Source organism: Paenibacillus sp. P4_A7 (assembly GCF_056402455.1).
Map to the genome: position 1 here is coordinate 1 of NZ_JBFUHJ010000112.1, position 14558 is coordinate 14558.

A 14558-nucleotide genomic window follows, 5' to 3' on the forward strand; every position below is an offset into this window, starting at 1 on the left:
GAATACGTGCTTGCGATAAACACCATTGGTCCATATAGAGGGTCTCTCGCAGATTGCATGGACTGGAACCAGTAGTAATTGTATTTTTCATATCTGTCTAAATCTACTGTTCCGCTTCCTCCTGTCTGTTCATTTGATCCGCGAGTATAGTCATTCCAACTCCAAAGGAAATAACCACCTATTCTATCATTGGCATCAAGCCCGCCCCAGTCAGAATAACCATCACCATTCAGATATCTCTGACGTGTAAGAACTTGGGTGTTCATTACAGCTTCGCCTTGTATTCTCAAAGCCTTACTGGACTCTTCATAATCTCCCCATTCACGCGTAAAGAATGGTTTATTAGGATTAAAATCTGTCCATTCACTTGGGTCTTTTTTCCATCCTGTATCAACTACCTTGTAATTAACTTCATAAAATGAACCTCTAAGCCCATAGTCTTGCGCGGTATTCATCTGTTTACCCGGATACTCCAAATGAGCAATTCGAGTTGCTTCTTGTGCCCATTCTGCCGAAGTCGCTGTTTCATTCAAAGCTGTTTCCCATAAGACGACTGAAGGTCTGTTCCGATCGCGTCTTATCATTTCACGTGTATCCCTTAATGTTAAATCATAAAACTTAGTGCTGTTTGTAAAGTTCTGCCAACCGGGCTGACACGATATGACCAACAGGCCAATTTCATCGGTTGCATCTAGAAATGAAGGATCATTTGGATAGTGAGCAGCCCGTACCGCATTAAATCCATTTTCTTTCATTTGCAATGCATCGCGATATTGCATGGAATCAGGAGCTGCATCCCCTACATTTAGAAACTGTTGATGACGATTTGCACCACGTATAAATATCCTCTGACCATTGAGATATAAACCATCAGGCTTATACTCTATAGTCCGGATACCTACTTTAATAGTAGTAGAATCAACTAAAGTCGAAGCATTATAAACCTCGCTTACCAGAGAATATAAGTATGGTGAATCAGGACTCCACAAGCTCGGATTTGTTAGAGTTAAGTTTTGATTGAATTGATAATCTCCACTCGCAGCTATACTTGTTGGATCTGTTTCACCTAGCACTACAACATTTCCGTTCTTATCTACAAGCTTGTTGATTACTTTGGCCTGCGCGGAAACATTATTTGCATTAACTAAATGAGTTTTCACATTAACCGTTGCACTTAAGTTTGTTACCTCAGGGTAGGTAACAAACACACCGCCACTGGCTGTTTTATTTGCCTGTAAAGAATCCGAAATGTGCAAATTATTCGTAAATCTCATATTTACATCTCGATATATGCCACCGAAGTAATGGAAGTCAAGATTCGCAAGAGGTTTCCCAGGCGGCGTGTCAGGACTGTCATAGCTGGATACTCTTACTGCCAGAACATTGGTTTCGCCATACTTCACCTTACTTGTGATGTCTACTGAAAAACCAACATATCCGCCATTGCGTGTGTAAACTTTCTCGCCATTCAAGTAAACGTCACTGTCAGTTTGTACACCTTCAAAATCAATATTTATTTTTTTTCCTCTATACTGCTCATCAACTGTGAAATAACGTCTGTACCAACCTATCCCCTGGTAAACGGCGTTCCCGCCATTTGCATGTTTTTTTTCTAGTCTCATCGTATGTGGAACTGTAACCTGGGCGAAAGCGCTATCATCGAAGGCAATAGCCTCTGCGCCATCCAGATCACCACGGTAATATCCCCAATCATTGTTACARTTCAATATTACCCTTTCATCAGACACATTTGTTTCATGACCAGCGCTTGCGAAGGCCATTGAACTAAATACTTCGGTAAATATCTTCAATACAGGTCACTCCCTTTTTCAAGATTGTGTTTGATTGACAATACATTAAATACGCACTACCTGACTTTTGTCATATACTCTGATTTCGTAGCGAATGTTGAAAGATGTCCTTTTCACATACTATCTTTCGTAATTCAACATCCCTAAGATCATGATCACCTCTCCCAAATTCGTAGTTAGCCTATTATCAATTATCAATCTAGCAAATACAAGGTCTTTAATGTCAATTTCTCTACCGTCTCCTTCAGGTCGCCAGCAACCGCTACATTCACGGAAGCTGTAAATGCTTGCAACGCTGCCTGTAATTGAGCGATCGCTTGATTCACTTGCTGCAGGGTAGCCCCGCCTTGAGCAGCTACTGCCTTGGCACTATCAATTGCCGCCTGCAATATCGCTTTCGATCCGGTAGGATCATTCACTTTGACTTGAAAGGTTTGGTCCACCTTTGGACTAGCTTTTGCAATGGATAACGAAAAGCCTTGCGCTTTCGCAGCAAACGCAGCTTTCGGAGGCAAGCAGGATATACTTAGAAATAATGCCAAACTGCATAAAAGTAATTTACGAATCATCATTGAATCATCATTGAATCATCCTTTCGATAAAAAGTTTAGAGTAAGGTATTGCTCTTCAAATGCAATAGCTACCCAAGTATTGACAATTAATATATGACGACAATGAAGACCAGTCCTACCTACTATTGAATGGCTGTTTATTGAACCAACTTCTAATATCAGCTTAACTAGATCCATCCGTTTTGAAAATAATAAAAAGTTTATATTTCTTCAAAAAATAATACAAATCGACAACTATTTAATATCTTTTCTCTGAATGTATCTTGTTCGGATAATAGTAGCTTGCAAGAAGAACCCTTAGTGCAGGCAAGTATGAATAACATACTTACCTGCACTAAGGGTTAAAGCACATGCGTTGTATAATTATTTCTTATTGATTGCTCTGACCTGATTGATCGTTACTTTACATTATTAGATTGGTCATGCGGCACTGTGACGGTTGCTGTTGTAACCGTTTTGTTGCCCGCTTTGTCAGTTGCCGTGTACGTGATAGTATAGATGCGCGACTTCACCGCACGCAAGCTAAAGGAAGTGACGGCTGTACCGAAATTGGCCTGAATGTCGCTTGGATCGCTATTCGGTTCATTGCTCGTGATGGACGTTAATACCACGGATTCAACGCCCGATGTAGCATCACTAGAATTCAGTGTGGCATTAATTGCAACCATTTTATGATTTGGCGGCCAAATCGAAGTTTTATCTAGTTGGACGTTAAGCACTGGTGCCGTCTTGTCAACATTAAACTCGACGGTTTTGAGGTCTTCCACATTGCCTTCTTGATCCTTGCTGCGGTAGCCCATCTTATAAGTACCTTCACCGAAAGCTGGGATAGAACCCGTATAAGCAATCCAAGCACCGTCATTCACTTGGTATTCCGTTGTTACAGAGCCTCCGTAACCACTGGTGCTTACGGATAAACTTACCGTCACATCCGTCGTGTAAAAGCTGTTATTGCCGTTAGGCACAGCCGGACTTAACGTTGCGGTGGTTACAAGCGTCTTATCTGCTTCTGCATTTACAGTTACATCGATGCTTGTAGTCAAAGATACATTGTCCGGATTTCCAACCCCTTCCGGCAAGACTACTGTTCCCAATACACTGAAGGTCTGTGCTGTCTTCAAAGCTGGATCATAGCTTGAAGCATCTACATCCCATGTCACATTGGCATTCAGACTTCCAGCAGTATCGGTTACCAACTCGACGGTTGTAGGCAAGCCAAGAGCCTCTGCTGTCTTTGCCGTTCCGTTTGCAACCCCAGTGACGGGTTCCGGTGCTGTTATTCCAGTAATGCTCGGATTTTGCATTTCCACTGTGTATGCATTTACCGAAACATTAGCATCCGGCATTGTAAATTTGCCGCTTACAGAAGAGGCAGAAGGACTTGCGACCAAGTAGCTGTTGTTCTGGRATGCGCGGTTATCTGTCAGAGCAACAGGGTCACCTGCTGAGTCAAGAACATAGACAGAAATGATTTTGTAGCCCTCATTTGGTGTTACTGTGAAGGAAACAGGATCATTAACGTTTGCAGCTGTCTTGGTGAGTGTAACTGTTCCGTTTGACACAGTAGTTGTGAGAGTGCGACTTTCCGATGCAACAAACTGTGCTGTTACGGTCACTGCGGAAGCAGGCATTGTGAAATCATACTTTGACTGATCGGCAGTAACGGTTAGTGGTACGCCTGCGCCGGTTGCAACAAGAGCAATCAGTGAACCCGGAACCATTTTATAGCCTTGTTCAGGAGTAATCGAGACAACAACATTGTCGCCATTTGCTGCGTTTGCCTTGTTTACGGTGAGTGTGCCATTTGTGATACCAGAGGCAATGGTTACCGTATTTGTCGTAATGAATGAAGCTGTAACGGTAACGTCGCTAGCAGGCATTGTGAATGTAGCATCGTCTGCATGGTTATCAACGATAATCACATCGCCGCTTGCATTGTATACAGTAACTTGTTGGAACTTATAATTAGCGTTCGATGTTGCAGTGACTGTTACCTTATCCCCTTCTTTAGCAGATGGTGCCACGCTTATTGAGCCATTTTGAATATCTGTATCGATTGTTATGTTGTGTGATGACACAGGGGCAAACTGTGCGGTTACGATTACATCGCTTGCTGGCATAATGAATTGATTTGAAGCATCTGTTGTAACTGTGTTGTTTGAAGCATCGTTTACAACGACTGAACCAGGAACGAGTTTGTAGCCTGCAGCCGGAGTTGCAATAACACTAACGATTTGTTCGTTTGATGCACTTGCCAAATCCGTTGTAATTGCGCCATTACTTACGCTGCTATCAGCGATTACATTGTAGGTTGTTGCACGTTCGAATACAGGAGTAATCGTAACATCACCGTTAGGCATTGCGAATGAGTAGTTGCCATATGTTTCGTCGGACAATGTTACTGGAACATCGTTACCGCTTGCATCTATTACAGTTATAGAGCCAAGAACATATCCATTATTAGCTTGTGGGCTAACGATTACTGTTTCGCCAGGGTGTGCTGCGAAAGCTACTTCACCCGCAAAGGATGCTGCCAATTTATTGGTGTGAGCTGGGTTGATACCGGTTACGTCTGCCATGGAAACGTTTGTTGCAACATTACCGTTCGACCCGCTTTCGATGTTGATATTGCCTCCAGCATATAATGCTATCGGTGAACCAATAGTAGAACCGCTACTGTTTGTTTGTTGCAATGTCCACTCTTTGTCCGGTGTAACGGTAGTCAGCAGCCATGAGTTAGAACGATCAGCATTGTATGCGTTTAGGAAGTTTTGTTTTTGTTGTTGGCTGAATGCGTTGTTAACCATTGCGTCTTTCCATGCTTTGATGCTCGCCAAATGTGCCGTAGAGAGATTTTCTACTGAACCCATGCCAAAGCCAGCATCAAGAGCTGCTACGAGTGAAAGTTCTCTGCCTGTTTGTTGTATGCTTCCGATACCAACTCTGTACAATTGATTCAACAGGTTACGCTGCATCATGTAAGCTCTTGAGTCCGTAACAGGATCTGCTTGGTCGGATGGTGCGGACAAATTGAAATTCGGAACGTTACTGGTTACTGGGCCGTTCCAGCCTTCGCGGGCGAGAATATCCCACTGGTTTGCACCCAAAATACTGTTAACAAGGTAGAAGTTGTCTTTGTTGATTAAATTATTGTAGACAGTGGACGAAAACTGATTTAATGCCAACTGCATATATCCGTTTTTGTAAATATCCTCGAGACCATCGAGAGAGATATCTCTGATGCCGGAGTCATTAAATGCTTGTGCTGCGCGCATAGCAATTTGCTTTGAAATATTTTCGCCGCCGAGGAAAGCACTATATTGTGAAAGCCAAAGTCTTGCTACAGTAGCCCCTGTGGAGTATGAAGTAATAAATGCACCTGTTCCGCGTGCACCGCGTGTGGCACCGGTAACTTGCCACTCTTTTGCCCCGATCTGAGTAGCACCCGTATATTGGATAATTTCCGTACCAATACGAATGTACTTCCCGGGGGCATCTCTAACAATGTTTCCAAACAACGAAGCGTCTGCAACATAAATAGTTGTGTCGGAAGCCGATACCGGACGTGTTAACACAGTTGTTTGAGCATTTGCTAGGTCGGGATTCGCACCATAGGTGGTTACATAAAGCGTATCATTATCTCCACCATGTCCGATATAATCGGCCATCGTGTGTGAGCCAAGGTACACACCATATTTTGCAGCAACATCAGACATCTGAGTTTTAGCTGCTTGATCGGAATGCCCCCAACTGCCATTAAATCTAAAAGAACCGTTATGGTCATACGGACCGACTGCGCCTACAATATTATAAACGTAATTAATACCTGCATCAGCCGCAGCTTTAGTGACTCTATCAACATTTGACGTATTAAGGTTACCAGTAGTTATTTCGGAAGCTAGAGCAGCAGGTGCAATTTTTTGCCACTGTCCGTTAACTGTAGGATGAGGCAAGCCTTCTCCGAGCTCAATATTCGAAWCTGTATTCAAGATATTCGTTGACTTACTGCCAAACAGAGCTACTGAAGAGCCGACAATGCTAGCATCCTCTGGATATGCAGAATTGATCAGTGCAGGAACAAGCTCCTTTGCAATTACACCATATGAGTTCATTGAGAAGTCAGTTTGGACGACTTTATCGTTATTAACCCATGCGAAACCGCCTACAATACGAGTTGTTGGACGAGTGTAATCGTTTGTGAAAGACTGCAGAAAGCTTCCAAAAGGAGCAACCACTGCTGCCTGAGCTTGCCAAGACATACCGCTTAAGTACGTATTATCTTGTTTTGTGTACCCTGGTGGATAGGTCAGGCTAGCCCATTCCTGCGGCCAACCGCCAATGGTTTTGTCGTTAAGGTCGTGAATACCGATTGCGAAGTCGTGGTCATACACTACTCCAAGAGCTCCACCGACGACACTTGAAATAGTTGTTTTAATAGGACCCCACAGCAACGTTTCCATATTAATGCTAGGCGGGGCAATAAGGTCAGATACTGTAAATGTTGTGTAATCCCCTTTGTCTACGACCTTAACATCTACTTGAGCATTGATTGTTGCAAAGGTAAATTTCAATGTGCTTGTGGCACTGTCATATATCATAGAAGTTGGTTTCTGAGATGCACTGTTTGCAATCAAAGAAATAAGATATGCATCACCATGTTCGACAGGAACATAATCTTGACCGTTGATTGTGCTAACCATATTTGTGATCTGTCCTTCTCCATTGAGATACATATTTACCGCACCCATGCTGATTTTAAATGCATTAGCAGTTTGAGTCGGAACCCATGATGCGGTAAGTGTAATATCCGAAGTTATTGCGGGTATAGTGTTATATGGCACGCCGTTCACTCTCCAGCCGGCAAAGTTGTAGCCGCTTCTTTTGGGATTCTGAGGCATGGTTACTGTGTTTCCGTTGGTAACCTGAACGACAGACGGAGCAGTAACACCATCGTTATAGTCGAATGTAACATCGTTGGTACCAACGTTATTCCAGCTGGCTTGCAATGTGATATCCGATGTTACCGGTGTATTGAAATGATAGGGGCTACCGTTTAATGTCCAGCCGGCAAACACATAACCCAGATTTGGGTTAACCGGTGTTTCAGGTAATGAGACGGTAGTACCAGTAGGTACTGATACTATGGATGTTGTGCTGCCTGCATAGTTCGGGTCAATGGTTACTTTGAAGTTGTTGAATACTTCAAGTTGAACCCAAAGTGGCTGATTTCCTCCATAGGCCTTGGTGTCGTCCCATATAAATCCGGCCGACCAAAAACGAACATACCGCACATCTGTCATAGGAAATGGGATGTCGTTGCCGTTCACGGTTTCATAAGTCATAGTATTATAATCGCCACTGAGATTTTTGCCGAGCGATTTTAAGCCACCCGCATCGGTTGAGTCATTGTTATAAACGGTTGTCCAGTTTGTGGCATCGGTTGAAATCTGGACAGCTTGATAAAAACTTCTCGCATGAGGAGGTGGGCTTTTATAATACTGCCATGTTTTAATATCGTTAACCGCTTTAACACTACCAAGGTCGATCTGCATGTAAGCAGGACCGGTTGTAGAGAGTCCCGTTGAAACCCAGTTATCACTGTTGAGCGAACCGGATGTCAATTGCGGTATATGGTTTGCTTGTTGGAAGTTAGAAGTTGAAAGAGGACCGCTGAAATTACCGAATGTAGGTGTTATTCCATAAGCAAGATTGCCGACCGGCGTTTGAGTGKCAGCGCTAACAGATGTTAATGGAACAAGCGATGTAACAATAATGCAAACTGCGACGATTATTGAAAGGAAGGACTTTCTTGTTTTCATTTTGATTACCTCCATTTTTTTAGAATTTGTGCGCATTCCCAGAAGCAACCTGCTTGTTCAACTGCTACGGAATCAATATCGATCCGACCTCACTAAAACGCTTTCATTTGTTCATTATTTGACCTCCATTTTTATTTTTATATGCTCAACAGGTTGAAACCCGGTAAAGCCAATACCAAGTATCATGAAGATCAGGTAGTAGATGCTCGATCCGCAGATTCAAGCGCAATCAAAACGGCCCCATATGCAGGGTCATATAACTTTTTACAGATTGTCATTTTATTCAACCTTTCACTAACTAAACTTTCAAATTTATCTTTCAAAATCGAACAATTCTCTATTGATGAACCAGTAACCAAAAGGGAAACATTTTCGTTATAAAACAGTTTCCTGTAGACCGTTTCCACCATATCATACAGGTCCCCAGCTGCATGTTCTAAAACTTTAGTAGCTACTTTATCCCCATCTAAAGCAGCCTTATCAACAATTTGTGATAAAGCTGCAATTTTATCCTTCTCAGGTGTTTTCATAACAAAATCTATAAGGTCTATAGGTTCGCTGATTTGAAGTCTTTCACAGAACCTTTGTGTCAATGTTGTAAATGGCAGCCTATGATCCATACTTCGTAAAACAGACCTCATTGCCTTCATTGCAATAGAATAAGCTGAACCCTCATCTCCCAATAAATGTCCGTATCCACCACTATGCATAGTTTCAGCGGAAGAATTAACGCCATAACAAATCGAACCTGTACCGGAAATAAGTACAATACCCTCTATTTTGCCTAATCCACCGCATAATGCAATATGTGCATCATCTGTTATTGTAGTATTGCAATCAAACCCCAAGCCTGAAATAATGTCCCTTAAAATCTGACCTGAATTATTTTTGACTACTCCCGCAGAACCAATCGCAATACTTTGGCAGTTTTGGGGAGTTAATTTTAAAGTATCCAATCCAGAAAAAATCAGGTCACTAAAGCGCTTTGTTAAATTTTCGGTTGTGTTTGTATAAATATTTCCGGATCCACCAAATCCCTCATACAATATTTGTTTGTCTAAGGAAGCAAACTTGATATGTGTCTTTGTTCCTCCGCTATCGATTCCAATTACAAAATTCATTTATTATCCCTTTCACCTACCGTTTTTGAAATAAACCCATCTGCTTTTTCAAGCATATCTATCGCCTGCTCTTTTGAAGTTCCGGTTAAAATCATTACGATTGCGACTTTCGCATTGCTGCCTGATAAATCAAAATATTTTTTTGCAGTTTCATAATCAACGTTTGTAACACTTTCTACAATGCGAATGGCTCTATCTACCAATTTCGCATTGACCGGCATTACATCAACCATATAATTTTTATAGATTTTCCCCAGTTTTATCATGCTCCCGGTTGACAGCATATTTAAAACCATTTTTTGCGAGGTTCCAGATTTAAGTCGTGTCGAACCAACTATAACCTCAGGGCCAACAACAGGAGCAATAACGATATTGCAATAACAACCAAAAGCAGGCTCGGAGTTGTTGCACAGACCTATTGTAAATATGCCTGCTTCCTGTGCCTTTTTTAATGCACCAACGACATAAGGTGATCTTCCGCTTGCTGATATGCCTACTAGAACATCCTGATCCTTTATGTTATAGGTTGAAATGGTTCTTTCACCATCTTCAAAGTAATCTTCCATTCCGTCCAAGGAAGAAGAATATAACGCTTTTTCTCCTCCCGCCATAATACCTTGAACCATTTCATCCGGAACACCGAAGGTTGGCGGACATTCCGAAGCATCTAAAACACCTAGACGGCCACTCGTACCTGCTCCGATGTAGAAAAGCCGTCCGCCTTTTGAAAGCTTGTCTGCAATGGAATCAATCGCTGCTGCAATTTGAGATAATTGTGACCTTACAGCAGAAACTGTATTTCCATCTTCATCGTTCATCAATTTAATGATTTCTGTTGTTTCCAATACATCGATATTTTCGGAATGTTTATTTACTTGTTCAGTTGTAAGCATAAAAAGTTTTTCTTCCACCATAACACCTCACATCATTCAGTTTGAGATTACCATACCCGGTGCTTCTACTATTTTGAGAGTTCCCCCATTTTCCAAACACTCATTACTCCTTCTGCTATACTCATGCTGAAATGCTTCAAGCACAAGTTCAAAGTTTAAAATTTGCGCTTCTTCCCTTTTTTCATCATCGGTAATAAACGGTTCTCCTGCTTTTATAATCGGGTATCCTTTGTCGTCCACTCCTGCAAAGCTGTTAGATGAACGGTATGCTATAAGCAATTCTTCAAAGGTATTTAAACCTGCTCCCTCTTTTTCTTTCCAAAAAACATCAACAAATGACACATCCGGACTAAGGGAAATGCAATTGTCCTTTAATTCCCATGCTGCTGCATCCGTGCTGCAATCCATAAAATCCTTGAAATACGGGATTCTGATTTTAATGCTTGCCGGCAGCTTATGAAACTCATTGCGTATTTCAATACAGGCCCCTGTATCGTTAAATACCATCTTTGCAGATACTTTCCCCATCTCCGTAGGTGCGTTTTCCAATGAAACCTCTTGACCCGCCTTTGCCCATTCAGGAGATATCACGCTAAAAAGGTATAAATTTCTTTCATTTGGTACCAGCCCTGAAGCCCCACCATGCTCCATGACCAGCATATTACGAAGCACCAGCGCAACTTTGGCCGCAGCCCAGGCATGAGGTGTAGGGCACTTGGGCTCTACATGACGGTCCGTCCATGGAAATACCAAATTTTCGAAACCCTCGTGGGTTGATCCGCAGTGTAGCAATACATGATATAAGTCAATCAAAGCCTTTTTTGACTCACCCAGAACAATGTACTGTTCGATAAGATTTGTTGTAATATACTGGTGTAAATATAGACCATGTCTGTAAGTCATTACGCCTTCTGCATACCCCATTCTCATCTTGTTTAATGTGGCATGCACCCGCTTGTCATCAGGCTCAAGTATTTCAGTTGGATATACCAAAAGAACATTTTCCCAATCACAATTTGTTTGGTATTCTTCAAATTTTTCTGAAGCAGCTTTCCCAGTTAAAAATGAATAAAGTCCTGGCGGTACATAACCGTCATCACCACTGGTTGCTTTGATAGCATCATGCAGCGAAGATAAATACTCATCATGAAGCTTCTTCCACGCAATCGAATCTTCTTCCATTTCTAACTCTCTTGCAAGGGAGATCGCAGCCCTAAGTCCCAATATGGAAAGGAGGTTATGAGAAGTATAATGGCCTTTTATCATCTCAGCATCATAGGGATATGCCGGTGGCATTAAGCCGTACTCATTTTCTTTTCTTGCCATCTCGATCCATTTAACAGCATCTTTAATACTTTGATAGATTTCTTTTGCATAATTAAAATCCCTAGTTATCAAACAGTGATGTGCTAATGTATAGATCATATGTCCGTGAGAAGACCAAAGTTTTTTTCCGTGCGATAGGCTTGTATCACAAAACAAACCGTCTTCCATCTGCCTTTTTAAAATCTGATCAAAACTCGTTCTTGCCAGCCCATCCCATCCTTTAAGATCATAGGCCAATCTCATATCGATAAAGTCAATCATAAAGAAATTCGGATACGGCAAACCACTTGTCTGAAAGCGTTCTCCATCTCTTGTTCTTGTTGCTAGCAACAAATGGACAAGACTCGCAAGCTGAGCCTCCTGAACGCGTTTTTCCGGAAATGAAAAGCTTCCGCCTTGCTGCATCAGGTCTTCCCAGAAACTAATTGTTTTATTTCGATAGAATTCGTAATCGGCTTTATCCATTTTCTGAATAAATTCCACCTCTGATAATCCCACAGGAACTCTTGGCATCTTAAAAATCAGTGTAATGACTTCGCCTGGATCAAGTTCTTTTTCATAATGTGCAAGACATACAGCTGAGTCCTCTTTAACATCATATTCCTTGCCGCAAAACTCTCCTGAATATAGTTCTCCCGGTATTGCCTCGTTATAAGAGCATGGAGAAAAAGTATAGACAAGCTTATTATCACGTATAGCCTTATTATCATGAATGTTGTACATCCATTCTTCCGAAAAACCCTTGTTTATGTACTCATATGTGGCATAATCCAAGTCTTGAAATCTATAGTCTTTTCCCGTGTTACGGCTTGCAGAAGAAAATGCTGCCTTTGTGCGATCTGTCCCCTTATTCTTAATCATTACTTTAACAAAATTTATCGTGTTGCTCTCGTCCTCACCATCCAGCTGTGCTGCAAACATCTCGATATCATAACGCAAATTGCCCTCAGTCCAGTCATAAACCACTACCGGAATCCAACCTTCAAGATAGGTTTTTTGTCTTGCAAAAAGAGGCTTTAGTGGTTCACCGTAAAAGAAGCATAATTCTGCATTTTTTGTAAACAGAGCTCCATCGAAGGTCACCTGTGTGACATCAGGTTGAAATGGTACTCCGATTGTTGTTGTTGACTTTGCAAGATAGCACCACTCACGGTTATTGTCATCAACGGAAGTGTCCATCATTGTTTTTCCGACAATTTCTCCTAGTTTCATGTTCATCCTCCGTGTGCCAGCATTAGCTAAGCACGATCAAAATATTAGGTTATGTAATCATTAAAGCTGATTTGAAGAAATGTTGCGTTTAATTTTCAACTTAATTGAAATTCAAACAATCATACTAAAATAAGCATTGGAAGGGATAAAAAAAGATGACCCCTGCAATACAGGAATCATCTATTTATCGTTTTCAGTTTAGGACTGTTTAATCTTTCATTCCTGAATATGCTCGGACTAACCCCAGTAAATCTCTTGAAAACCGTAGAAAAATACTGACTTGAAGAAAATCCAAGCATATGTGCGATATGTGTTACTCCGTAATCATTCTTTAAAATTATGTTCTTTGATATTTCTATTTTATTTCTCAAAATGTATTCATGTGGAGAAATACCGATTTTTTCTTTAAACACCTTTGCAAAATATGATTCTGACATATGCATGATATCTGCTAAATCAGAAATCATTATTGCATTGAAAATATTTTTTTGTATGTATTCCAGTACCGGCTGCAAGTCATCCTGCTTTATAGGATTTATTGATTTCTCACTTTCTGTCAACTTTATTATAAATTCAGTAATCCAGCAGCGAATCAGAAGATCCTTGTAAGGACTCTGCGTAAAATACAATTCAATGATTCTGTCAAATAATTCTTCGAACTTATTACATGCACGAAAACGCCTTTTTTTTATCTCCTTTAGCGCATTTAGCAATTTATCCCCATCTTCATTTAAGAATCCCATGAAATTATTACTATCTTCTATATTTATCACGAAATAATAAAAAAGTGATTTATCCTCAAAATTTGACCCAGAGCTATGAACTTCATCGGGAAAGACAATAAAAACCTCACCACTGTTAAATTCATACTCTTTATTCTCTACCTCATATATTTGTCTTCCTTTTACAAGATATGTAGCTTCAAATGAACCTTTATGAATATGAGTTTCAATCGGCTTGGAAGCCTTACGGTGATTAATTCTACCTAGTTTAAATTCAACAAGCCCGTTTTCTGACTTATACGTAAATTCTATTCTTTCTTGCTTGAACAAATCATTTTTAATAACTTTTTTCAGTTTAATTCACCTCGTTATAAACTCAAAATAGAAATCCGGTGTATGCTATAAAGCCATACACCGGATTTCACTATGAAATGCGAGATTAATTACTTTCTCCAAGCATCATATTGGGCTTGTTTTTCTTTGATGATGTCATCTACGCCAGCCGCTTTCAAACGCTCGATGAACTTAGGCACAGTTTTAGCCGGGTCAACAGATCCAGAGCTGATAGCCGCAACCATCTCAGTCGTAACGGAAGCTACGTTAGCCATTTGCGTTTTTACAGGAGTTGGGTCAAATACAAAGCCTGACAATGGTGAAACATCAGCTGTTTTATCGTTTTCGAAAACGATTGTCTGAGCTTGTCTCTTCATTTCACCAGCTTCATTTTCGGCAAAATCAGCACGGTTGAACGTTGGGCTGTAGGATTGACCGATTTGCCATTCATTCCAATTGAAATCATATTTACCTTGAATTTTAGTGTAGTCACCTTTTTCGTTGTACGTGTAGTCAACGTCTTTTTCACCTAATGTAATCAGTTTGTACAGCTCATCATCAGTGTTTAGCAGCTCAATTAACTCTACAGCTTTTTCAATATTTTTTGAACCTGAATTAATAGCAAGATTTGCATTGGAGCCAGCAGTTGCTGAAATCAATGTACGAGTAGTTGATACGGATAGCGCAGGGAAATCTTTGTATTCTGTCATGGACATAGCTTGCTCTTGACCTGGAAGATCGATGCTGTC

Annotated in this window: 8 protein-coding genes; all 8 read right to left on the reverse strand. The window is 41.0% G+C overall.

What is annotated here, in order from left to right; translation table 11 throughout:
• On the reverse strand, positions 1–1811 hold a 1811-nt coding region (locus tag AC1DWN_RS15525), incomplete at its 3' end, for a glycoside hydrolase family 2 protein (protein ID WP_477559804.1).
• A gap of 194 nt (positions 1812–2005) precedes the next feature.
• Positions 2006–2383: a hypothetical protein gene (locus AC1DWN_RS15530; protein WP_477559805.1), complete on the reverse strand. Its 378-nt coding sequence runs from the start codon at positions 2381–2383 to the stop codon at positions 2006–2008.
• Between the two features lie 398 nt (positions 2384–2781).
• Entirely contained in the window at positions 2782–8202 is a 5421-nt protein-coding gene (locus tag AC1DWN_RS15535; RefSeq protein ID WP_477559806.1) for an InlB B-repeat-containing protein, read from the reverse strand.
• 191 nt (positions 8203–8393) lie between these two features.
• Positions 8394–9323 (reverse strand): BadF/BadG/BcrA/BcrD ATPase family protein, encoded by a 930-nt coding sequence (locus AC1DWN_RS15540; protein WP_477559807.1) that lies wholly within the window; start codon positions 9321–9323, stop codon positions 8394–8396.
• Positions 9320–10237, reverse strand: coding sequence for an N-acetylmuramic acid 6-phosphate etherase (gene murQ, locus AC1DWN_RS15545; RefSeq protein ID WP_477559808.1), 918 nt, complete (start codon positions 10235–10237; stop codon positions 9320–9322). The genes AC1DWN_RS15540 and murQ overlap by 4 nt, the downstream gene beginning before the upstream one ends.
• Before the next feature lie 15 nt (positions 10238–10252).
• Entirely contained in the window at positions 10253–12754 is a 2502-nt protein-coding gene (locus tag AC1DWN_RS15550) for a hypothetical protein (RefSeq protein ID WP_477559809.1), read from the reverse strand.
• A gap of 176 nt (positions 12755–12930) precedes the next feature.
• Positions 12931–13806: a helix-turn-helix domain-containing protein gene (locus AC1DWN_RS15555; protein WP_477559810.1), complete on the reverse strand. Its 876-nt coding sequence runs from the start codon at positions 13804–13806 to the stop codon at positions 12931–12933.
• 113 nt (positions 13807–13919) lie between these two features.
• On the reverse strand, positions 13920–14558 hold a 639-nt coding region (locus tag AC1DWN_RS15560; RefSeq protein WP_477559811.1), incomplete at its 5' end, for a DUF3502 domain-containing protein.